20 protein-coding genes are annotated in these 22,488 nt (G+C 45.5%); 12 read left to right on the top strand and 8 right to left on the bottom strand.

What is annotated here, in order from left to right; genetic code table 11:
- Positions 1-8: 8 nt before the first annotated feature.
- The 4 genes from KCV26_05680 to KCV26_05665 all read right to left on the bottom strand — a co-directional run bounded on the left by KCV26_05680 (position 9) and on the right by KCV26_05665 (position 3,612).
- On the bottom strand, positions 9-1,073 hold the full coding sequence (locus tag KCV26_05680; protein ID WZX37867.1) for a DUF1080 domain-containing protein: 1,065 nt from the start codon (positions 1,071-1,073) through the stop codon (positions 9-11).
- Positions 1,074-1,283: 210 nt separating this feature from the next.
- Positions 1,284-1,949 (bottom strand): inorganic pyrophosphatase, encoded by a 666-nt coding sequence (locus KCV26_05675; GenBank protein ID WZX37866.1) that lies wholly within the window; start codon positions 1,947-1,949, stop codon positions 1,284-1,286.
- 107 nt (positions 1,950-2,056) lie between these two features.
- The gene (locus tag KCV26_05670; protein WZX37865.1) at positions 2,057-3,223 is read right to left on the bottom strand and encodes a DUF1343 domain-containing protein; all 1,167 of its coding nucleotides are present in this window, start codon (positions 3,221-3,223) and stop codon (positions 2,057-2,059) included.
- Positions 3,220-3,612, bottom strand: a complete 393-nt coding sequence (locus tag KCV26_05665; GenBank protein WZX37864.1) for a MerR family transcriptional regulator — start codon at positions 3,610-3,612, stop codon at positions 3,220-3,222. The genes KCV26_05670 and KCV26_05665 overlap by 4 nt, the downstream gene beginning before the upstream one ends.
- 157 nt (positions 3,613-3,769) lie before the next feature.
- On the opposite strand from KCV26_05665, the gene alaS reads away from it, so the two are divergent.
- The 4 genes from alaS to KCV26_05645 all read left to right on the top strand — a co-directional run bounded on the left by alaS (position 3,770) and on the right by KCV26_05645 (position 10,557).
- Complete coding sequence (gene alaS / locus KCV26_05660; GenBank protein WZX37863.1) at positions 3,770-6,391, top strand: alanine--tRNA ligase; 2,622 nt, start codon at positions 3,770-3,772, stop codon at positions 6,389-6,391.
- 77 nt (positions 6,392-6,468) lie between these two features.
- Positions 6,469-7,485, top strand: coding sequence for a LacI family DNA-binding transcriptional regulator (locus tag KCV26_05655; GenBank protein ID WZX37862.1), 1,017 nt, complete (start codon positions 6,469-6,471; stop codon positions 7,483-7,485).
- A 144-nt stretch (positions 7,486-7,629) separates the two neighbouring features.
- The gene (locus KCV26_05650; protein WZX37861.1) at positions 7,630-9,165 is read left to right on the top strand and encodes an MFS transporter; all 1,536 of its coding nucleotides are present in this window, start codon (positions 7,630-7,632) and stop codon (positions 9,163-9,165) included.
- A 51-nt stretch (positions 9,166-9,216) separates the two neighbouring features.
- Positions 9,217-10,557 (top strand): alpha-amylase, encoded by a 1,341-nt coding sequence (locus tag KCV26_05645; GenBank protein WZX37860.1) that lies wholly within the window; start codon positions 9,217-9,219, stop codon positions 10,555-10,557.
- A gap of 12 nt (positions 10,558-10,569) precedes the next feature.
- Here KCV26_05645 and corA read toward each other — a convergent pair whose 3' ends face one another.
- Both corA and rsmA read right to left on the bottom strand, forming a co-directional pair.
- Entirely contained in the window at positions 10,570-11,514 is a 945-nt protein-coding gene (corA, locus tag KCV26_05640) for a magnesium/cobalt transporter CorA (GenBank protein ID WZX37859.1), read from the bottom strand.
- A gap of 28 nt (positions 11,515-11,542) precedes the next feature.
- Positions 11,543-12,349, bottom strand: coding sequence for a 16S rRNA (adenine(1518)-N(6)/adenine(1519)-N(6))-dimethyltransferase RsmA (rsmA, locus tag KCV26_05635; GenBank protein WZX37858.1), 807 nt, complete (start codon positions 12,347-12,349; stop codon positions 11,543-11,545).
- A gap of 169 nt (positions 12,350-12,518) precedes the next feature.
- Here rsmA and KCV26_05630 point away from each other — a divergent pair, with 169 nt between their 5' ends.
- The 8 genes from KCV26_05630 (at position 12,519) to KCV26_05595 (ending at position 17,773) form a co-directional block, all read left to right on the top strand.
- Complete coding sequence (locus tag KCV26_05630; protein ID WZX37857.1) at positions 12,519-13,541, top strand: flippase-like domain-containing protein; 1,023 nt, start codon at positions 12,519-12,521, stop codon at positions 13,539-13,541.
- Between the two features lie 10 nt (positions 13,542-13,551).
- Positions 13,552-15,015, top strand: coding sequence for an aminoacyl-histidine dipeptidase (locus KCV26_05625; GenBank protein ID WZX37856.1), 1,464 nt, complete (start codon positions 13,552-13,554; stop codon positions 15,013-15,015).
- Positions 15,016-15,056: 41 nt separating this feature from the next.
- Positions 15,057-15,563, top strand: a complete 507-nt coding sequence (locus KCV26_05620; protein ID WZX37855.1) for a hypothetical protein — start codon at positions 15,057-15,059, stop codon at positions 15,561-15,563.
- The gene (locus KCV26_05615; protein ID WZX37854.1) at positions 15,547-15,756 is read left to right on the top strand and encodes a hypothetical protein; all 210 of its coding nucleotides are present in this window, start codon (positions 15,547-15,549) and stop codon (positions 15,754-15,756) included. Before KCV26_05620 ends, KCV26_05615 begins: the two co-directional genes overlap by 17 nt.
- Before the next feature lie 90 nt (positions 15,757-15,846).
- Positions 15,847-16,320 (top strand): DUF4252 domain-containing protein, encoded by a 474-nt coding sequence (locus tag KCV26_05610; GenBank protein WZX37853.1) that lies wholly within the window; start codon positions 15,847-15,849, stop codon positions 16,318-16,320.
- Positions 16,310-16,816: a sigma-70 family RNA polymerase sigma factor gene (locus KCV26_05605; GenBank protein ID WZX37852.1), complete on the top strand. Its 507-nt coding sequence runs from the start codon at positions 16,310-16,312 to the stop codon at positions 16,814-16,816. The genes KCV26_05610 and KCV26_05605 overlap by 11 nt, the downstream gene beginning before the upstream one ends.
- Entirely contained in the window at positions 16,803-17,300 is a 498-nt protein-coding gene (locus KCV26_05600; protein WZX37851.1) for a hypothetical protein, read from the top strand. Before KCV26_05605 ends, KCV26_05600 begins: the two co-directional genes overlap by 14 nt.
- Entirely contained in the window at positions 17,297-17,773 is a 477-nt protein-coding gene (locus KCV26_05595; protein ID WZX37850.1) for a DUF4252 domain-containing protein, read from the top strand. The genes KCV26_05600 and KCV26_05595 overlap by 4 nt, the downstream gene beginning before the upstream one ends.
- A gap of 144 nt (positions 17,774-17,917) precedes the next feature.
- Here the strand turns inward: KCV26_05595 and KCV26_05590 are convergent, their stop codons facing one another.
- Positions 17,918-19,405, bottom strand: coding sequence for a RagB/SusD family nutrient uptake outer membrane protein (locus KCV26_05590; protein WZX38330.1), 1,488 nt, complete (start codon positions 19,403-19,405; stop codon positions 17,918-17,920).
- An 18-nt stretch (positions 19,406-19,423) separates the two neighbouring features.
- Positions 19,424-22,483 carry a TonB-dependent receptor gene (locus KCV26_05585; GenBank protein WZX37849.1) on the bottom strand — a complete coding sequence of 1,020 codons (3,060 nt, stop codon included), beginning with the start codon at positions 22,481-22,483 and terminating at the stop codon, positions 19,424-19,426.
- Between the last annotated feature and the right edge of the window lie 5 nt (positions 22,484-22,488).

Here is a 22,488-nt window from a genome sequence, read left to right as displayed (position 1 = left end):
ATTAACGATCAATTGATTATGGGAGTCAACACTATGTTCCTGTAAGAAATAGCTGTATGATCTCCCTGAAGATAGATCGGGCCCGGAGCGGTAATATCCGATTGGATAGCCCCGCCGGTTGCCCCATACACGGGTTGATTTTCGATAATGGTTACTCCGTTTAATTTAACGGTAATGTGACGCTTGTATAGCGTAATGTCTAGATCCTGCCATTCTCCGGCCGGTTTTTCAGCCTTAACCGTAGGAGTGATTCTGGTAAATATAGCACCCATACTGCCGCCCCAGTCGAGAGGCCTATCGTAGGAGTCTGCCACCTGCACCTCGTACATCCCGCGGAGGTATACCCCGCTGTTGCTTCCCCGAGGGGCATTAACCTCAAGCTTAAGGTTAAAATCCTCATACACATCCTCCGTACGGAGATTTCCGTAACGGATATGTTCCTCTCCTTCTGTTTGAACCGGATTATTCGTAAGCACACCGTCATTCATTGTCCAGCCGTTCTTCAGGTCTTCTTCTATCAGCCTCCATCCGGTTAGGTCGCCGTTGTTCCTGATTAACCGTACAGGTTCTCCGAAACTCAACTTGCTCAGGTCCGGTGCAGGCTGCATCTCGGGTAATTTAGCTCCTCTTATGTAAATCGAATCAAGTCCGGTTCCATCAACCTTCGGGCTTAAATAGTAGCCCGAAATACTGTCCCCTTCCCTTGTCAGCTCAATCCAGGCAGGATAGCTTCTCGATAACAGCGGTTGGCCGCCACCATCCCTGGTCAGAACTGTGTTCCGGGAATTTCTTCCCAAGTACAGGTTCCCTCCTGCAACATAAACATAAGGCAACCCATAAAAAACACCTCCACCACCCCACATCAGGTCCGCATCCAAATAACCTACTTCCTGCCTCACCTGCAGCCACCCCACGGATCGCTGACCGAAATCGAAAGTCCATTGTCCCAGGTAGGAAGAAACATCGTTTTGAGGAACAGCAATTCCGGAGTCCTGTTTTCTTTCACTGCACGAGCCCCAGAAGCATCCCAACACAATAACTAACAATAAATTAAAAGTTGTTAATGATTTCATAGAATAAGTTTTAAAAAGTTACGTTCATTTCTCACTTGGTATAGCAATACAAGGTCGTTCAGACACCTCTTCCCGGGCTATCTGTCAGGCTGAATACCGGCAAAGAGCCCGTTTAGCATGATTCATGGTATTCCTAAGCATCCCGGTAATCGGAAGAACAGTACTCCCACAGAAAGACGGGAGTTAATAGAAAGCGCAAAATGCGGTAGATCAAGACAAAATCAGTCCTATATTTTCGAACCGCTCGTTATAGTCCTGAACAGCGTAGCGGATAACTTCAAGGGCCTCATCGTGTCCATAAACATGGGTGATCTCGGTGTTGCGGTCTTCGCCAGGCATATCCTTGTAAGTAAGGAAATAGTGTTCCAGGCGTTGAATAACAATTTTAGGAACATCATCGATATTGTCGTAATGTCCATAAACGGTATCGTTCTTCAGGATGGCGATTATCTTATCGTCTGCCTGATTACCGTCGATCATCCGAAAACCTCCGATAGGGATAGCATTTACCAACAAGTCACCGTGCGAGAGGTCTTTTTCCGTTAACACGCAAATATCCATAGGGTCTCCATCACCCAAGATGTCTGTCCTTCCGGTTTTTTTATTGCAGAAGTCGCCAACTCGTTTTCCACAATAGGTTTGCGGAATAAATCCGTACAGAGCGGGAACTACATTTGAAAATTTTTGTGGACGATCCACCCGTAGGTATCCGCTTATTTTATCTATTTCGTATTTTACCGTATCGGTAGGAACCACCTCAATAAATGCCGTCACCTCTTCGGGAGCATGATCACCGATAGAAATGCCGTGCCACGGATGAGATTTGTAACGTAATCCCATCAACCTGCCAATCGGGTCTGAAAGTTTATCAACCATAAATTATCTTTTATTTACAAAAGTACAAAAACAATTTAGAATTTGAGATCTCGGGACAGGGTTTTCAGAGCTAAAGCCAATTTCTACCTAAATCCTCAAAAAACCCATCATTCATCGTATAACAGATAAGGGCGCCGTTGCTGCTTAAACCTCAGTACGTCACAAAACCATTTCTCTTTTATTTCCTGAGCAGATTTTCCGGCAATAATTTCTTGACGTATGTAATCCACTCCCACTAATTTTTCAAAGAAGTCAGTAAAAAATTCATCGCCCATTTTCAGGTTTTTATAGGCATCGATCACGTAGGAAAGATCGAAGCGGTTTTCCCAAATGTATTCCTGCGAAACATTCCGGAGGTCAACACCGTAACATTTTTTGTCGAGTAACGGCGGGTTTTTAGCTCCCGGAACGCTGCGGGGTGTAAAGGAAAAACCGGAGCCCTCGAAGTTCGGATGTCCGTAGGCCTGAAATGGAAAAGAGGTCCCGCGGCCCAAGCTCATAACCGTACCTTCAAAAAGGCAGGTCGAGGGATAAAGATAAACAGACCGCATGTTCGGCAGGTTGGGAGAAGGGGCTATGGGTAATTCGTATTTTGTTTGATGTGTATAATTTTCACACGGGATAACCGTCACATCGCAGATCCGGCCTTGCGGCAGCCATTTTTCGCCGTTTATCATCAGGGCCAGTTCGCCCAGTGTCATTCCGTGAACCACGGGGATGGGCAACCACCCTACACCCGACTTGTGTTTCATATCCAAAAGCGGCCCATCCACATAAAACCCATTTGGGTTGGGGCGGTCGAGCACGATCATTTTCTTGTCGTGCTCAGCACAGGCTTCCATTAAACGGGCCATACTGGCGTAGTAGGTATAAAACCGTAATCCGACATCCTGGAGGTCGAAAAGAAGTACATCGAACCCTTTCATTTTTCCGGTAGACGGCTTACCTCCTCCACTACCGTATAGCGACCATACGGGAACCCCTGTCTTCTCATCCACCGAACTTGCCACGTGCTCCCCCGCATCGGCCATCCCGCGAAACCCGTGTTCGGGGGAGAAAATTCCGACCAGGTCAACTTTATTTCGGATAAGCAGATCCACCAGGTGTTCGTCTCCTACCCTTCCGGTCTGGTTGGTCATCACCGCCACCCGTTTCCCCCGGATGAGCGGGAGATATGCTCCGGTCAATTCGGCCCCTGCTTTAACGGTTTGCGCTGGTAGGCCAAAAGAGGAAAAGAGTAATGTCGCAATAAAAAGTACTTTCTTTACCCTCATTCTATTTCCGTTTTGCTGTATTTTTGCTGCTCGTGAAGCCGGTCAAACGCTTCTTCCAGCGAGAGCAGTTCCCTCTTTATTTCCTTGAGTTTTTCCAACGCTTCCACACGCTTTACCTCATCGTCCTTTTTCGACTTCAACGACTGGCGTGCGCCTTCCAGCGTCAATCCTTTCTCCTTTACCAAATGATATACAATCTCCACCTGTTGAATGTCTTCCCGGGTATACTGACGCGTTCCTCCGGCCGTTTTTTTCGGGTTGATGTTCTCAAATTCTTTTTCCCAGAACCTTAAAAGCGAGACGTTTACAGCAAAATGATCGGCTACCTCCTGAATGGAGTAGTAAAGCCGCTTATCGTTGAACTGGATTGGTTTTCTTCGCTTGCCCATTTCTCTACCAAAGTTTTGAACCTTGACAAAGATACAAATTAGAATCAAAAGACAATGGTTTTTGCTTATGTTTTGACGCAAGAAAATTGTATCTTTGCACCTCAAAAACAAAACTTCGGATTTCCCGCTCGAAATTCAAAAAATTCGAAACCCGTATATGACTTCAAAAGAAATTCGCCAATCGTTTAAAGATTTTTTTGCGTCCAAGGATCACCAGGTTGTGCCTTCGGCTCCGATGGTGATCAAGGACGATCCTACGCTGATGTTTACCAATGCCGGCATGAATCAGTTTAAAGATATCATTCTGGGAAATGCCCCTGTTAAATACCCGCGGGTGGCAGATTCTCAAAAATGTTTGAGAGTGAGCGGCAAGCACAACGATCTGGAAGAGGTGGGACACGATACTTATCACCATACCATGTTTGAAATGTTGGGAAACTGGTCGTTCGGCGACTATTTCAAGAAAGAGGCCATCGCCTGGGCCTGGGAATATCTTGTAGAGGTACTGAAGCTTGACCCGGACCGCCTTTATGCAACCGTTTTTGAAGGAAGCCCCGAAGAGAAACTGGAACGCGACAACGAAGCAGCCGGTTACTGGCAGCACTACCTTCCCAACGAACGTATCATCGATGGAAACAAAAAGGACAACTTCTGGGAAATGGGCGATACAGGGCCGTGCGGTCCTTGTTCCGAAATTCATATCGACATCCGATCCGAGGAGGAGCGTGCCAAGGTAGACGGGCTTCTGCTCGTCAACCAAAGCCACCCTCAAGTTATCGAGATCTGGAACCTGGTGTTCATGCAATACAACCGCAAGGCTGATGGTTCGTTGGAACCGCTTCCTGCCAAAGTGATTGACACCGGTATGGGGTTTGAGCGTCTTACAATGGCCGTACAAGGAAAAACATCGAATTACGACACCGATGTTTTCCAGCCAATCATCGCAAAAATCGGAGAAATTACAGGCGTGGCGTATGGCAATGACACCCGGAAAGACATAGCAAAGCGTGTAATTGCCGATCATATCCGCACCATTGCTTTTTCGATCACCGACGGGCAATTGCCCTCTAATGCCAAAGCCGGATACGTTATCCGACGCATTTTACGCCGTGCCGTCCGTTACGGATACACGTTTCTCAACATGCACGACGCGTTTATGCATAAGCTTGTGCCCACACTTATTGACGTTATGGGAGACGCCTATCCCGAATTGGAGGTCCAAAAGACCTTGATCGAAAAGGTGATCAAAGAAGAAGAGAACGCGTTCTTGAGAACGCTCGAAACCGGAATTCGCTTACTTGACAAGGAAATTGCTGAGCACAAGGGATCGGACAGAAATGAACTGGAGGGGGGGATTGCTTTTCAGTTATACGACACATTCGGCTTCCCGCTCGACCTGACTGAACTTATTCTTCGCGAACACGGTATGTCTGTCGACCACAAAGGTTTTAACGTCGAAATGCAAAAACAGAAAGAACGTGCCCGTAACGCAGCTGCCGTTGAAACGGGAGACTGGGTTAAAGTACGGGACGGCGGGACCGAATTTGTGGGTTACGACGAAACAGAATGCGAGACACAGGTGATCCGTTACCGGAAAGTGAAACAGAAAAACAAGGAATATTACCAGGTTGTGCTTACCAAGTCGCCGTTTTATGCCGAAATGGGGGGCCAGGTAGGCGACAGCGGCTGGCTTATCGACGAAAATGGAGAGGGGACCGACATCTTCGACACCAAGCGTGAGAACAATCTTCCCGTTCATTTGGCGAACAAGCTGCCGCATCATATCGAAGGCTCTTTTCGAGCAAAAATAAACACCGCCAGGCGTACGGCAACCGAATGCAATCACACCGGGACACACCTGATGCACGAGGCGCTGCGTGAGGTACTGGGAACGCATGTAGAGCAAAAAGGATCGTATGTCTCTCCTGAAATCCTGCGGTTCGACTTCTCGCACTTTCAGAAAATGACCCCGGAAGAAATTCGTGCCGTGGAACAGAACGTCACCGAAAAAATCCGCAGCAATTTCTCCATTGAGGAACACCGCCACGTACCCATCGATGAGGCGAGAGCACAAGGTGCCATGGCCCTTTTCGGCGAGAAATACGGCGACGATGTTCGCACGGTCCGTTTTGGGTCGTCCATTGAACTTTGCGGAGGAACACATATCTCTTCCACCGGGCGTATCGGCACATTCCGTATCGTAAGTGAAAGCGCCATCGCTGCCGGTGTCCGCCGCATAGAAGCCGTTACTGCCAAAGGCTGCGAAGATTATTTGTACACGATGGAAGACATGCTCCGAAACATAAAAGAAGCATTGTCGGGTAACGCGCCCGAAATCATGGTGGGCTTACGCAAACTGATGAGCGAAAACGAGGAGATGCGGCAAAAAATTGAAGCGTTTACAAAAGAGCGCACCGTACAGTTAAAGAACCTCATTATCCAGAAAAAAGAGATCGTTAACGGTGTCACGGTGTTTAAGCTTGAAGGTATGGTGGTTACCCCCGAAATTGTTAAGGATATTGCCTTTCAGCTGAGAGGAGAGTTTCCGGAATACATGGCCTTTATGGCGGCAACCGGTGGCAACAACAAACCAAGCCTGACAGTAATGCTGAGCGACGACTTAGTGTCAGGAGGGCTTAATGCAGGAACCATTGTACGTGAAGCAGCCAAACATATTCAGGGAGGAGGAGGAGGCCAACCACACTTTGCGACTGCCGGAGGTAAAAATGCCGATGGGTTAAAGATGGCGATGGAAACAATGTTGCAATATTTACCATAAGCCGGAAAAAACTCCCGGGTTTTGTTGTTTAGGTCCCTTTTTTTCATATATTTGAGACATTTAAAAACCTCAACAATATGGACAAGCGACAAATTACCCTGAAAGACATTGCCAAGGAGTTAAAATTATCACCCTCAACCGTATCCCGGGCGCTAAGGAATCATCCTGCCATCAGCAAGGAAACCAAAGAGCTTGTACGGGACTATGCCGTGAAACACAAATACAAGCCTAACACGCTTGCGCTTCAACTTCGTACGAATCGGAACAATACCATTGGCGTTATTGTTCCTGAAATTGTGCACTATTTTTTTTCTACGGTAATAGCCGGTATTCAGGATGAAGCGGAAAAAGAGAATTATAACCTGATCATATGCCAGTCCAACGAAAATTACGGCCGGGAAGTAAAGAGCGTGGAAACCCTTCTTGATGCGAGGGTACGGGGCATTCTGGCTTCTCAATCCAAATCGACCGAAGAGTTTTCTCACTTCCAGGACATTATAGACAACGGGACACATCTCGTATTTTTCGACCGTATCTGCACCGGGATCAATACCGACAAGGTGGTTATAGACGATTACGCCGGTGCTTACAATGCCGTTGATTATCTGATCAGGAGTGGATGTACACGCATTGCATTTCTTGGATCCAACCCGCACTTGCCCATTGCCAACAACAGAAGGATGGGTTACGAAGATGCGTTGCGGAATCACAATATCTCCGTGGATAAAGCCCTTATACAGGTATGCGATACCATTGAACTTGCACGCGAAATAGTGCCTGTCATGTTGAAGATTGCTCCTGCTCCCGATGCTTTTTTCTGTATCAACGACGAAGTGGCCTCTTATTGTCTTCAGATTTGCAAATCAGCAGGATACAAGATTCCTCAGGACATATCGGTTTGCGGATTTACCAATTCATACATTACTGAAATGACCGATCCAACGCTTACGAGCGTAGATCAACACGGTTTCGAGATGGGAAAAGCTGCAGCACGCCTGCTTATCAACCGCATAAAAGGTATCGAAAAGAAGACGGGTATCGTGAGCAAAGTCATTAAAACCAAGTTGGTGGTCAGGAACTCCACAAGAAATTGACAACGAGTGACGCCCTCAGTTGTTACGTCACAGATTCCAATGCATTCGATTGCATACATTTTTCAACTTTTTTACTTAAAATACGGTTCTTCGATGTTCAAAGCATTGTAAATTTGCTTATTAACAGAAGAAAAACATCACAACATGAAGAAAAGACACCTCTCTTTTTGGGAAATCTGGAACATGAGCTTCGGATTTTTGGGAATTCAATTCGGCTTTGCGCTTCAAAACGCGAATGTCAGCCGTATCTTCGAGACACTGGGCGCTCGGGTGGAAGATATCCCCATACTCTGGATTGCCGCCCCGCTTACCGGACTCATCGTTCAACCCATCATCGGACACCTCAGCGATAAAACCTGGAACCGGTTCGGCAGGCGTCGTCCCTATTTTACCATCGGAGCCATTTTTACTACGCTGGCGTTGTTCGTCATGCCCAACTCCCCTGCACTGTGGATTGCGGCCGGAATGTTATGGATCATGGATGCTTCCATCAATATTTCCATGGAACCGTTCCGCGCTTTTGTGGGAGACAATCTTCCTTCGGAGCAGCGGACCATGGGATTTGCCATGCAGAGCTTTTTTATCGGTTTAGGCGCCGTCATTGCTTCGGCATTACCTTATATCTTAACCAACTGGTTCGGTGTGCCCAATACGGCCGGTGAGGGCATAATACCCCAGTCGGTTAAACTCTCGTTCTATATCGGAGGGGTTGTTTTGCTGGCCTCGGTCTTATACACGGTCTTTACCTCCAAAGAATACTCTCCCGAAGAATTGGCTGCGTTTGAGCAGGAAAAGGAGAAAATATCCGGTATTAAAGCCGGGCTGAAATCGCCGGTCACCCCGGATCAATTTCTTAAAAACGGTTCCGTCTGGACAGTGGCAGGGATCGCTGCAACTGCAATAATCGTTTTGTTGAGGCTTGAAGCTCAACTCTACATTGTTTCGGGATTGTTATTGACCTTTGGAATTATTTTACTGGTATCGGGTGCGTTGACTAAAAAAGGAAGTACCCAAAACGGCATGGTGGGCATCATGAACGACTTGCTTCATATGCCGAAAACCATGGGACAACTCGCCGTGGTCCAGTTTTTTTCGTGGTTGTCGTTTTACGCCATGTGGATTTATACTACGCCGGCCGTAACCCAGCATGTCTTTGGGACGAACGAGACAGCTTCCGAACTTTACAACCAGGGTGCCGACTGGGTGGGGGTTCTTTTTGCCGTTTACAATGCCGTGTCGGCCCTGTCGGCATTCCTGCTTCCGGTGCTTGCCCGTCAGATCGGGCGCAAGGCAACCCATTCCATTGCACTGGCTGTGGGCGGGGTCTCATTTATCTCGTTCTTCTTTATCCAGGATCCCCAAATTCTTCTTCTGCCCATGATCGGCATAGGGTTCACCTGGGGAAGCATTCTCTCCATGCCGTATGCCATTCTCACGGGCGCCCTTCCGGCAGATAAAATGGGAACGTATATGGGGATTTTCAATTTTTTTATCGTTATTCCACAGATCCTGGCTGCCAGTATCCTGGGATTTGTCACGAAAGATATTTTTGGAGGACAAGTTATCTTCACGATGGTGCTTGCCGGATGTTCGCTTATTCTCGGAGCTTTATCGGTTTTCTTCGTTCAAGATCGGGACGATGCGTATAAATTTAAAAAAAATGCACAAGAACAAAAATAACAATTTAAGTTTCGCATGTGTTGCTAAGGAGCTTGAATAAATAACACAGCAATGAAAAAAACAATTTTCCTTTTATGGATTGTGTCGCTTCTGTTTTCGTGCGGAAACAAAAAGCAGGAAGCGGCAACAAGTGTACACCCCGAATGGGTTTACGATGCCACTATCTACGAGGTAAACACGCGACAATTCACGCCAGAGGGTACGTTCAATACCTTTGCCGCTCATTTACCCCGGCTGAAAGAACTGGGCGTGGACCTGTTGTGGTTCATGCCTGTTCAACCTATCGGAGAAAAAGACAGGAAAGGAACATTGGGGAGTTATTACTCCATCAGGAACTATACGGAGGTGAACCCTGAATTCGGCACCATGGACGATTTTATAACCGTGGTAAAAGAAGCACACGACATGGGTATGAAAGTAATTCTGGACTGGGTACCCAACCATACCTCACGCGATCACACGTGGATAACGGAGCACTCCGACTGGTACAAGAGGGACAGTTTGGGAAGTCCGATTATCATGTACGACTGGACAGATATCGCGCCACTGGATTACGGCAAGAACGAAATGCGCAAGGCGATGATTGACGCCATGGCGTTTTGGGTGCGTGAGGCCGATATCGACGGTTTCCGCTGTGATGTAGCCTATGAAGTCCCGATTGATTTTTGGGAAACGGCAAAGGATTCACTCATAACGCTGAAACCGGATATTTTCATGCTTGCCGAAGCTGAAAAACCGGAACTCAACGAATCAATTTTTGATGCCTATTATGCGTGGGATCTCCACCACAAAATGAATATGGTGGCTCAGGGAAAAGAAAACGTGGATTCTCTACGGCTATCGCTCAAGCGAATGAACGAACGTTTTTCCTCCCATGCCATACCGATGTATTTCACCTCGAACCACGATGAAAACTCGTGGAACGGAACGGAGTTTGAACGAATGGGCGAGGCCGCCGGAACCTTTGCCGTACTCACCTATATGCTCCCCGGCATGTCTCTGATTTACAGCGGACAAGAGGCCGGATTAAACCGCAGGCTGCAGTTTTTTGAAAAAGACAGTATCAATTGGACCGACAGGAGCGGATTTACCGGTTTATACACATCGCTTAACGCATTAAAAAAAACCAATAAAGCGTTGCTTTCACCGGAGAGAGGGGGAAAGATGACTGAAATCGTGAACGACAGTCCGGCAAGCGTTTTCTCTTTCAAACGCGCCCATGAAGGAAACGAGATCGTTTGTGTTTTTAATCTCAGCAAATACAGTGTGAAAACTGTTTTCAACGAAGAAGTGCCGGGTATAGGCTTTACCGCTTTTCCTTCTGCCAAAACAGTAACGCCTGTAAAAAAAATAGAACTGGCCCCCTGGGAATACCGGATATATATCAAATAGCCGGTGATAACTTTACAACCACTTCCTTTTCTTGAAATACAACAGGATGGCCAGCGATGAGAGCACCATCAACCCTATGGATACTGGATATCCCCATTTCATATTCAACTCTGGCATGGCTGTAAAATTCATCCCGTAAATACTGGCGATAAGCGTGGGCGGCATAAAAATCACCGACACAATGGTAAAAATCTTGATGATTTTGTTCTGTTCGATATTAACATAACCTAAAAACGTATCCTGCAAGTAATCCAACCGGTCAAAACTGAACTTGATATGCTCTACCAGCGAGTTGATGTCGCGGATCATCATGGATAGTTTCGGCTGTAGTTCCTTGGGAATAAAATCACTGCGTAACATGCTCGAAACCGTGCGTTGCTTATCGATAATGTTCTCGCGGAGCATCATGGTCTTTTCCTGTAAGTTCTTGATCTCGCCCAGCAACTCCTTGTCGGCTTCCTGCAGACTCAAGCTGTTACTGAGCTGGGTGATCTTGTGCGTCATGTTTTCAATCATATCGGCATCAAACTCCACCCGGGTTTCGAGCAATGCCACCAGAACATCCGCACCGGTATTGTATCCTTTGGGGTTTGCCGATATTTTCTTCACCGTTTCATGAAACGAAATAAGTTCCTCGCTGCGAACCGTAACCAATATATTGTTTTTGAGTATAAACGACACCGGGTCGCTTTCGAAGTTCGACAAAAGGAAGTTCGAGTTAACCACCAGTGTATCCTGCGTCTCGATGTAACGCGACGACATCTCGATCTCGATCATTTCCTCTTCTTCCTGAATGTAAATCTTCAGAAAGTCTTCGAGTTCGTTTTCCACTTCTTCGTCAACGTCATTAAGGTCTATCCATAGAAAGCTCTGGATAGGGTTTGATTTGAGAAAATCAAGGCTGCGGCTGAGTCTAACCACGCCGTCTTTGTGGTAAAAGAGTTTGATTTCCGCCATGATGTTTCGGTTTTTAATCGATGAATAATCAGTTCTTGTTTTCTTCCAAGAAATTTTTGCCGGCTAAGGGTTCGAGCAGGTTCGTCAGCTGTTCGAATTGTTCGATCGACAGCTGCTCGGGACGCTTTGTGAGCATCGGGTCGTCGGGCAAAGGACTTTCTTCGGGCAGCAGCGATCTGATGGAGTTTCTCAGCATTTTCCTTCGCTGGTTGAAACTTGTTTTCACTACCGACTTGAACAGTTTTTCATTGCAGTTGAGCTGCTTTCGTTTATTACGTGTAAGCCGCACAACTGCCGATTTGACCTTGGGCGGAGGAATAAACGCCTGTTCGCTCACCGTGAAGAGGTACTCGATATCGTACCAGGCCTGCAGCAAAACACTGAGTATGCCGTAAGCTTTACTACCGGGTGAAGCAATCATGCGTTCAGCCACCTCCTTCTGTATCATACCCGCACAACAGGGAATCAGATCCTTGTTTTCGAGCACTTTAAAGAAAATTTGCGTGGATATATTGTAAGGATAGTTACCAATAACACAGAATGGTCCGTCGTAATATTCCGCAACATCCAGGGTCAGGAAATTTTGCTGCAAAATATTTCCGTTCAACGAAGGAAAATACTCCTTCAGGTAAGCAATGGACTCCCGGTCGATTTCCACAACCGTAAGGTTTCTGCCTTTTGACAGCAGAAATTGCGTGAGCATACCGGTACCCGGCCCTACCTCGAGAATGGGAAGCGGAGCAAAAGCGTCGAGCGTGTCGGCAATCCGACTGGCAATTGCTGAATCTTTCAGGAAATGTTGCCCGAGGTTTTTTTTAGGTTTTACCGATATCATTGTCAATTAGCGATTATTAGCTATCTTTACGGTCGCAAAGGTAAGGAATAATTTAAAAATTTTGGCAATCAACGGTCAAAAAAGGATAGAACAATAAGTTAAAATAGTGCTTTTTAGCTTTCTTTTTATGCCTTTCGCTCCTACTCTAGAAAGACCCTATTCAGTTAAGATGAACTCAAAGCGCATACAGGATATTCTAAAAACAACATTATCACTTGCAATTGGCGTAGCTATAATCTGGCTGCTCTATCGCAAAACCAATTTAAGAGAAGTGTGGGAGATTGCAAGCTCCGCTCATTTCGGGATTATCGCTTCATCGCTCGTGTTCGGGCTTTTGGGCAACTATTTTCGCGCATTACGCTGGGAACTTTTCCTGAATTCCCTGGGATACCGCCCCAAGCGGGAGAGCATTGTGTTCGCCACCTTTGGAAATTATGCCGTCAATTTTCTTTTGCCCCGCGCTGGAGACCTGTGGCGATGTGGGATAGTAACCAAATACGATCAGATCCCTTTCTCCAAAACTTTCGAAACTTTTTTTGTAGATAAAATCCTCGATATCTTGGCGGGTGTTGTTCTCGTTATCATCAGCCTGGCGCTTTATGTCGACTTCTTTGTATCTTATTTTCATCAAAACCCCGGCTTTGCAGAAAACTTCACGAAATTATTTACGTCCGTTTGGCTGTACCTGCTTCTCATACTGATTAGCGGCGGAATCTTTGTCATGTTTTTCTACTTTAAAGAAAACCCTCTGGTAAAAAAAGTCAACAAGTTCCTACAGGTCGTCCAGTACGACATGGTACTGATTGCCAAGATGAAATCGAAAGGGAAAATAATTATTTACACCGTTCTCGCCTGGTTGAGTTTTTATGTGTATTTTTACATTTGCTTTTATGCCTTTGATTTCACCAAAAACCTGGGTCCGATAATCGGGTGGATTGTATACGCCATGAGTAACGTCGGCGTGGCAGTACCTGTTCAGGGAGGCGTCGGGACGTGGCATTTCATGGTAATCTCCTCCCTGGTTATCTTCGGGATAGGTTATGAAGAGGCCAGCGCATTTGCAGGGGCAATCTTCACCGTTCAATCGGTTTGGATCATCCTTTTGGGAGTGATGGGAATTCTAGCTCTTCCGTATGTAAAAAGAGAAAAAGAAAATTTAGGATTACCTGTTATCGAAAATCAGAAACAATAAATATATAATTATGGCAACATCAGAAATTTTAAACCTAAATCCCCAAGGGGTCTGGAAATATTTTCACGAACTCAATCAAATTCCACGACCTACCGGACAAATGGAAGAGGTCACGAAATTTGTAATGAATTTTGGCAAATCACTCAACCTGGAAACCAGGCAGGATAAAGCAGGGAATGTGCTCATAAAAAAGCCGGCATCAAAAGGGTACGAAAGCGGAAAAACCATTATCATTCAATCGCACCTGGATATGGTTCCCCAAAAAAACGCTGATGTTACCCACGATTTCTCCAGAGACCCCATTCAAACGTATATCGACGGTGAGTGGGTGAAAGCCCGCTCCACAACGTTGGGAGCAGACAACGGTATCGGCTGCGCCATGATGATGGCCGTACTGGAAGATAACCTGCTGAATCACCCGCCTATAGAAGCTCTTTTCACTGTGGATGAAGAAGTGGGAATGGACGGTGCCTTTGGTCTGCAGAAAGGCTTTCTGAGCGGCACGGTCATGTTGAATTTAGATACCGAAGAAGACGGCGATCTCTGTGTTGGTTGTGCCGGAGGGACAGACGTGAATGTCTCTTTCCAGTTTAAGCCCGATGAAGAAATTGAGAAAGGCGACGTGGCTTTTAAGATAAGCCTTACCGGGCTCAAAGGCGGACACTCGGGAACACAGATCCATCTGGGACATGCGAATGCCAACAAACTGATGAACCGGTTTCTCAAAGACGTTGTGAGAAACTACGAAGCCCGTCTCGCAAACATTCACGGAGGATCACTGAGAAACGCCATTCCACGCGAATCATTTGCCGTTGTCACCATCCCCGAACAACTTTCGGAGGACCTGGTTGATTTGGTGAATGAATACGAATCGCTTTTCCGGGAAGAATTTTCAGGAATTGAAAGCTCCATCTCTTTTAAAGCCGAAAAAACCGACGTGCCGGAATCGTTGTTACCGATTGAGGTTCAGGATGATCTGATCAATGCCGTAGAAGGTTGTCCAAACGGAGTAATCAGTATGCTTGCCGAATTTCCGGGTGTAGTAGAAAGCTCGCTCAACCTGGCCCTGGTTCAGTCGACGGAAGGACAGATTGAGGTGAAACTGCTGGTCCGAAGCTCCTCGGAAAGCCGGAAAGAATGGGTTTGTTCATCGGTGGAAAGCGTGTTTATGCTTGCCGGAGCAAAAGTGGAATTCGACGGTGCTTATCCCGGCTGGCAACCCGATGCCAACTCAGAACTACTGACCACGATGACGAAAATATACATGGAGAAGTACGGTCAACGTCCCAACGTAAATGTTATTCACGCCGGACTGGAATGCGGAATCATTCAGGCAAATGCCGGACACAAACTTGATATCGTTTCATTCGGCCCCACCATCACCGGTGCACATTCGCCCGATGAAGCCGTTCATATCGCAGCCGTCGGAAAATCCTACGACTACCTGTTAGCTATTTTGGAACAAATGAAATAAATTTCTATTCTGCACGCACTTCTTCCCAAAACAACCATCAGATGGCAGCAAACAACACACTCATTGTTTATGCTTCCCGGCGCGGAGACGAGGAGAAGTGCGCGCGGGAGATTTTCAATTTGATCGACGGTAAAGTAGATATCTGCGACCTGAGTAACAGAGAATCTTTTCCCGATGCGTCAACGTATGATACTGTCATTATAGGCAGTTCCGTTTATCACGGAAAAGTTTTGGAGTTGGTCTCTAATTTTTGCCGGATAAACCTCGACATACTTACCCGGAAGCGTCTCGGGCTTTTCATCATATGTCCGGATTCCGGCGAAAGGGCAGAAAAAGAATTGCAGGAAGCTTATCCACCCGAGCTTTTTAACAGTGCCATTGCCAGGGACTACTTCGGTGGAGAGATCGATCCTTCCAGGCTGTCCATCCTGGAAAAAATAATAACGTACCGGCTGTCCGGATCAAGAAAACCGTCGATCCCTGCCTCCCGGGAAAAAATTAAAAAATTTGCCAAAAAAATGAACCCGTCCCATGCCTCTCAAGAGTAAAAGGTACATATTTCTACCGCTGGCTTTAGCTGCTTATGCTATCGTGATGGCTGTTATCGGATATCCCAACTACAAACAGTCGGGTAACCTCAACGAGTTCTGGATGATTATTGGTGTATGTCTCATTTTGGCAGTTTTACTCCATTTCGTTTTAAAACGAAGAGAAAAAAACCGGGAGAAATTCAACAAGTAATTCTTTTTTCTGTCACAAATCTAATCCCTTTTCGTCTTCTTTTTAAAAGGAAGACAAATCTTATTTTGCAATCACCAAAAATTCTATTTTATGTACAAACGTCTATCACTCATATTGCTGTGCGGATTATTGGCATTCTCCGCCTATAGCCAGTCGAAAGTATCGTTCGAACACCTGTACAACAGGTTTGCGCAGGAGAAGAACGCAGAAAAAGTTAAGGTGGGCGGATTGCTGATGTTTCTGACCAAGCCCCTTGTAGCGAAATACGCTGACGGTTTAAATATTTCGAGCGTTCATGTTCTCGCTCTGGATGAATGTTCGCAGGATGTAAAACTCAGGTTCAATACGTTGGCTGAAAAACTGAATGATGACAAATATGAGGTTCTGCTGAAAGCAAACGATAAAGAAGAAAAAACAAGAATACTCGCACGATTTCAAAACGACGCAATCCGGGAGCTGGTCATCGTTTCCATGGGTAATGAACCGACTCTCGTACGCATCAAAGGAAAAATTAAACCCGAAGATGTACAAAAATTAGTCAACCCGGACGACAATGAGCAATGAGGAATTTAAAAAGCGTTTTTTATCCTTTCATTCGTTGATTTATCGAATTTCGTGCCGTATTCTCGAAAACGGAGATGACGCTGATGATATTACGCAGGAAGTGTATATAAAACTTTGGGAACAGAGGAATAATCTTGGAAACATCCGTAACGATGAAGCCTTTGTGGTAACCCTGACAAAAAACCTGTCCATTGACTGGCTCAGGAAAAATCACCGCAAAACGACATCCGTTGTTGACAACAAAGACATAAGGTGTGAAAACAGGGAAGAGGAAAGAATGGATGCCCGGGACGAATTATCCAATTTGATGAAATGTATGAGCGCTTTACCCAAAACACAACAGGAAGTAATCAGGCTCAGGCACTTCGCTGATCTGTCGATCAGAGAGATAGCCGAAGCCACTCGTCAAACGGAAACCAATATCCGGCAACTATTATCGAGAGCCAGACGTACAATGAAAGAAAAATTAAACAGAAACGGAAATGAACAGCAATGATATCAGAAAATTAGTAGAAAAATTCTACGAAGGAAAAACTTCGTTGGAAGAGGAGAGAACACTGGCTGATTTTCTTCTACGGGATAACGTGCCGGACGAGTTTTTCCCAGACAGCAAACTGTTTTATGCATTGAACACGCATTCGATGGCAATAGCGTCACTCATCGACTCGTTTAAAGAGGAACAACCGTCGGATAAAAAAATAAAGATGTCCCACGCAAAGTATTGGGCCATTGGCGTTGCAGCATCGTTCGCGCTTATTTTAGGAGTAAGACAGTTTCAAAAAAGTCAGCATGCAGAGTCTACACTTTTTACCGACACTTACAAAAATCCTGACGATGCTTATCGGGCTACCGTAGAGGCCTTACAACTCTTTTCGGATAATTTCTCCAAGGGAACCGAATCGGTTGAAAAAGCCAACATGCATCTGGAAAAAGCACAAGAGATAATCAATCAATCACTTAAACAAGGCATAGAAAAATGAAAAAAACAATCTTATCCATACTGTTACTGGCAGGTTTCACATTTACTTTTGCACAAAAAAACCCGTTTGAACAATTCTCCGAAATGGACGGTGTAACATCGGTTTACATATCAAAGACGATGTTGTCCATGATTCCCAAAAATTCTAAAATGAATTACGGAGGAGTAAACGTGGGAAGCTTTTTAAACAAATTGTCATCGATCCTCATCCTTACATCCGAGGATCAGAAAATTGCCCCGCAAATGCTTTCCATGGCTAACAACCGCGTGAAAGGACGTGATTACGAACTGTTGATGCGCGTGAAGTCGGACGATAACGATAACGTCAATTTCTTTATGAAAGGTAAGCCCGAGGATATCCGTGAGCTGATTATGATTGTTGCCGGAAATGACGGTGAAAACGTGGTGATGCAGTTTTTGGGAAATTTCACACTCGACGATATTCAGAAAATGACAGAAGGGTTCAATAAATAACCAAACTTAGTTCAGAACACCTTTCCATATATTTTATCACACCTAACAACCGGAGATCAGCCTCTGTCGGTTCAGAAGGAAAGGAGGTTGTCCGGAAAAATATTTTTCCGGACAACCTCGCAGATTTACCGAATATTCTTCAAGTCAATATCCTTCATTCTGAACGATACTTCCTCCGGATTTGTCTATCTCCCTTTGAGGAATAGGGTACAGGTAATGCACACCCTGAAATCCCCGGGAACCCAATACCTCTTCCGCAATACCCCAGCGTTTAAGGTCCCGAAAACGGTGAGACTCAAACCCCAATTCAACCCTTCTTTCGTGAATCAACCAGTTTGAAATAACAGCTACATTTGATTCATTGATATCTCTGTCGGGTAATGTCCCGGCTGGAGGCCAAGTTCCGTCAGCGGCCATCGAATTTCTGGCCCTCTGGCGAACCCGGTTGATAATACCAATGGCAGCTTGTAGTTTTCCGGTTTTTAACAACGCTTCCGCTTTCCACAAGAGGACATCGGCATAGCGAATGTAAACTCTGCTGCTTGGCGCATCATCATCACCTTTAAATTCCCCGTCGAGCGTTCCCAGAATTTTATTTATGTTCCTTGATTCAACATCTACCGTATAGAGCAGCCGTGGATCATTATCCTCAAAAGCAGCGATGAACGATGCTTCGGGAGCCACGAACCCCCAACCCAGCAGGGCACACAGACCGTTTCCTTTTCTTGGAGTCTGGGCCGACTCGTGATCATAGCAAAAGATCACTTCTTGCTCCTGAAATTGCTTATTCACATCAAAGCTATCGAAGTAATTATCGTTTAAATTATAATACCCGCTGTTTTCAAGTTCCTCTACAAACGTGATAACATCCTGCCATCTTTCGTTAAATAACGCCACTTTCGCCTGAAGGGCTATCACCGCCCCCTTTGGCACACGCCACTTTTCTTGTTGATGGGAATATTTGGCATCGGGCAACAGACTCCGGGCATCATTTAAATCTTTATCAATCTGAGCCCAGACTCCATCGGCGGTTGCCCTTACGGCAACTTCATAAGCCTCATTAAAGGATGTCAATGGCTTCAACAACAATGGAACTCCTCCGAAATTCGTCACCAGATCAAAATAGTAAAATGCCCTTAAAAAGTACACCTCTCCTAAAAGCCTGTTCTGTTCCGTTTTATTGAAATTAAGCTTGGCCATCATTTCCTCATCGGTTAAATAGTCAATGGCGGTATTCACCCTGGAAATTCCCTCGTAATTATATGCCCACTGCCCATTGAATCCTCCGTTTGAGGCAATAAAACTAAAATTATTGAACTCATCCATCCAAGCCTGGTCTCCATCGGGATTCCATTTTTTCTGCACATCGTCGGAAGCGATATCCTGAAGGATAAAATCGCCTCTGGTAACCGTTCCGTCATTCCATCCCCATTCCCCGATAATATTCAACGTACTCGAAAGCAGTTGATAGGAGGAGCTTACAGCATATTGTACAGTGGTAGTCGTGGGCTGCATATCAACCTGGTCGGGCGTCAACAGGCCTATCGGGTCTTTCGACAGATAGCCTTCGCATCCTGACAAAAGAAATACCCCGATGATCAACACAAACAGATTCTTATATAATTTCATTATTCAAAAGATTTAAGTTGTTTAAAAAGAAAGATTTATTCCAAAAATAAAAGACCTGGACTGTGGATAGGTCCCCATATCAATTAAGTCCGTAGATTCCGGATCGAGTCCCGTATACCCGGTCAATGTAAAGATATTTTGACCTGACATATAGATTCTCATATTCTGTAAGCCAAGCTTTCTTATGTTTGTAAAAGAGTATCCGATTTCAATGTTTTTCAACCTGAAATAAGAAGCATCCTCAACAAATATGCTCGATATCCTGCTACTTCCATTGTCGGTAAAACTCACGCGGGGAATTTTGTTCGTTGATCCTTCTCCGTCCCATGCGTTCAAAATATTTGTGGTATAATTAAACGGACGCGTATCGTAATCAATTATTTTTTTAGAGTCGTTATACCTGTCTACACTTCCAACACCTTGAAAAAGTACGGCCATATCAAAATTTTTATACGAACCTGAAAAATTTAATCCGTACAACAATCCCGGGTTAGGATCGCCGATGAAATCCCTGTCGTTGTCGTCGATTCTTCCATCGTCATTTCGATCTTTAAATCGGATATCTCCGGGTAGGGGTGTCGGGTTCGTTGTACCATGCAGGTGGGTTTTGATCTCATCCGTATTTTGATAAACTCCTTCAAAAACATATCCGTAATAGGCATTAAGCGGCTGTCCGGGCTCCGTTCTTGTGACTGACCCTACTAAACTGGGCAGATTCGGATGCAGTTTTTCCACCCGGTTCTTTACGGTAGATAAATTGGCATTGATATTATATTTAAATGCAGTTTCAGAATTGCGCAACGTTATACCAAATTCCCAACCGCGGTTACTCACTTCTCCTGCATTAACGATAGTAGGCTGTACATCGCCAACGATACTCGGAAGGCTTATAGGTAACAGGATGTCCGTGGTGTACTTATGAAAATAGTCGGCAGTGAAATACAACCTGTTTCTAAAGATACCTGCATCAAGCCCTACGTTATACTGTGTGGTGGTTTCCCACTTTAAATCGGGATTTCCATATCTTGAAACAAGATATTTGTCTCCATCTTTTTTTATCAACGTGAGATATGCATAGTTGGCAATTTCCTGATTTCCCAACTGTCCGATGCTTGCCCTTAGCTTCAAATCGGAAAGCCAGTCCTGTTTTTTCAGAAATTGCTCTTCGGATAGCTTCCAACCTACTGACAAAGAGGGGAAATATCCCCATCGGTTTTTTTCCGCAAACCGGGAAGAAGCATCTGCCCTGAAATTTGCCGTGAGCATATACCTCATATCATATACGTAAGTTAACGAGGTAAAGTAAGACATCAAAGCCCATTCCGAGCCACTGCCCCCATTCCATATATCCTGCTCGGTACTTCCGAAATCAATATACCTGAACTTCTCGGTATCATACTCATATCTTCTTCTTGATGCATTTATTCCCGATCCGTAATTGGTAATAAATTCACTTCCGGCCAAAGCATTTAAGGAATGGAGATTGAACATTTTGTTATAATTCAACGTGTTGTTCCAGGTAAAAGTCAGCTCTTCCCCCCTGTATTCATCTAATCCATTGGGTCTGTTTTGGCGTCCTAATCCGCGATCGATCTGACTTCCGCCACCATCGTCATCTCCAAAATTAACAAAGAAAGCCTTTTCATGCTGGAAATTCAAGTCAACACCTGCATTTGTCCTGAAAGTCAGCTCTTTTTCGGGCAAGAAAGAGATTTCTCCGAAAAGATTGCCGAATGTTTTGAAATGCGAACGGGTATCATCAGTGAAGTAAGCCAGGGCAATCGGGTTTTGTGTCCATTCGTACTTATCGCTTTCCCAACCTCCCGCATCTCTGTTGTTATGGAGATAGAAAGGTAAATCGGTAAAAGGATTTGTCTCCGAATAGGTGGGGTCGGAGGGTGATTTATACACCGGAATAACGGGCGGGCGTAAAAGCGCATGCCTGATAATTCCGGGGGCATCGCCTTTCGACGAAAGCTTATCCTGAACGGCATAGGAGAGTTGCAAGTTGGTCCCTATCTTTATTTTTTCCGAGAGATTGGCATTGATGTTCGTACGGAAATTAAAACGCTTGTATTTATCGTTATCATACACGACAATACCGTCTTGGCTAACATATCCTGCGGAGAGCAAGTACTGTAATTTATCACTGCCTCCACTTGCCGTCATCTGGATATTCCGCGTATATCCCGGTTCAAAAAGCTCACCCAACCAGTCGGTATTTGCAAAATCACTTCTTCCCTTATCGGCGGTATAGGGATTCGTTCCGGAATAACCGGCATTGTTCCACGCTTTTTCCACAACATTCATATATTGCTGGGCATTCAGCATCTTGGGAAGATTGGAAGCGTATTGTATGCCGCCGTAAAAATTAATGTCGAAGTTCGTCTTTCCGGCGGCGCCGCTTTTTGTAGTAATAACAATTACTCCGGCCGAGGCCCTCGAACCGTAAATGGCGGCAGCGGAAGCATCTTTCAACACAGTCATCGATTCAATATCGGACGGATTGATAAAAGCCAATTCCCGGGTAGGGACTCCATCCACAATATAAAGCGGGTTGTTGTTACCGATGGTGCCTTCCCCTCTGATCCGGATGTTTATCTCATCTCCGGGGGCGCCGGTACTTTGGGTCACCTGAACACCTGCTACCTGTCCTTGAAGCGCCTGCCTCACATCTGCTACGCGACGCCGCTCCATATCGTCAACGTTGACAGGTGCCACCGCCCCGGTAAGGGTCGACTTTTTTTGCGCGGAGTAACCAACGACGACCAACTCATCCATCAGTTGAGTTTCCGGCTGGAGGTTTATATCCAACACCGTTTGATCGGTTATGACAACTTCCTGGTTAGCATATCCCACATAGGATATTCTAAGGGTATTATTTACCGGGACAGCCAGTTCAAAGGTACCATTGATGTCGGTAACAGTACCTGCTCCTGTTTCTACAACAAGCACGGTTACTCCGATCAATTCTTCATTGGACAGGGCATCCTTGACAGAACCCCTGACATGGATAGTCGTTTGAGCATGCAATCCTAAAACAGCACAAACCCCTATTACAAAAAATAATGTTTTCTTCATGTTTT

The organism is Petrimonas sulfuriphila, from assembly GCA_038561985.1.
Taxonomy (GTDB): Bacteria; Bacteroidota; Bacteroidia; order Bacteroidales; family Dysgonomonadaceae; genus Petrimonas; species Petrimonas sulfuriphila.
The sequence above is the reverse complement of the archived record's forward strand: the minus strand, read 5'-3'. Positions and strand labels throughout refer to the sequence as shown.

Coding starts and splice junctions, on each gene's coding strand:
- KCV26_05680 (WZX37867.1), bottom strand. CDS start 1,073: ATGAAATCATTAACAACTTTTAATTTATTGTTAGTTATTGTGTTGGGA.
- KCV26_05675 (WZX37866.1), bottom strand. CDS start 1,949: ATGGTTGATAAACTTTCAGACCCGATTGGCAGGTTGATGGGATTACGT.
- KCV26_05670 (WZX37865.1), bottom strand. CDS start 3,223: ATGAGGGTAAAGAAAGTACTTTTTATTGCGACATTACTCTTTTCCTCT.
- KCV26_05665 (WZX37864.1), bottom strand. CDS start 3,612: ATGGGCAAGCGAAGAAAACCAATCCAGTTCAACGATAAGCGGCTTTAC.
- alaS (WZX37863.1), top strand. CDS start 3,770: ATGACTTCAAAAGAAATTCGCCAATCGTTTAAAGATTTTTTTGCGTCC.
- KCV26_05655 (WZX37862.1), top strand. CDS start 6,469: ATGGACAAGCGACAAATTACCCTGAAAGACATTGCCAAGGAGTTAAAA.
- KCV26_05650 (WZX37861.1), top strand. CDS start 7,630: ATGAAGAAAAGACACCTCTCTTTTTGGGAAATCTGGAACATGAGCTTC.
- KCV26_05645 (WZX37860.1), top strand. CDS start 9,217: ATGAAAAAAACAATTTTCCTTTTATGGATTGTGTCGCTTCTGTTTTCG.
- corA (WZX37859.1), bottom strand. CDS start 11,514: ATGGCGGAAATCAAACTCTTTTACCACAAAGACGGCGTGGTTAGACTC.
- rsmA (WZX37858.1), bottom strand. CDS start 12,349: ATGATATCGGTAAAACCTAAAAAAAACCTCGGGCAACATTTCCTGAAA.
- KCV26_05630 (WZX37857.1), top strand. CDS start 12,519: ATGAACTCAAAGCGCATACAGGATATTCTAAAAACAACATTATCACTT.
- KCV26_05625 (WZX37856.1), top strand. CDS start 13,552: ATGGCAACATCAGAAATTTTAAACCTAAATCCCCAAGGGGTCTGGAAA.
- KCV26_05620 (WZX37855.1), top strand. CDS start 15,057: ATGGCAGCAAACAACACACTCATTGTTTATGCTTCCCGGCGCGGAGAC.
- KCV26_05615 (WZX37854.1), top strand. CDS start 15,547: ATGCCTCTCAAGAGTAAAAGGTACATATTTCTACCGCTGGCTTTAGCT.
- KCV26_05610 (WZX37853.1), top strand. CDS start 15,847: ATGTACAAACGTCTATCACTCATATTGCTGTGCGGATTATTGGCATTC.
- KCV26_05605 (WZX37852.1), top strand. CDS start 16,310: ATGAGCAATGAGGAATTTAAAAAGCGTTTTTTATCCTTTCATTCGTTG.
- KCV26_05600 (WZX37851.1), top strand. CDS start 16,803: ATGAACAGCAATGATATCAGAAAATTAGTAGAAAAATTCTACGAAGGA.
- KCV26_05595 (WZX37850.1), top strand. CDS start 17,297: ATGAAAAAAACAATCTTATCCATACTGTTACTGGCAGGTTTCACATTT.
- KCV26_05585 (WZX37849.1), bottom strand. CDS start 22,483: ATGAAGAAAACATTATTTTTTGTAATAGGGGTTTGTGCTGTTTTAGGA.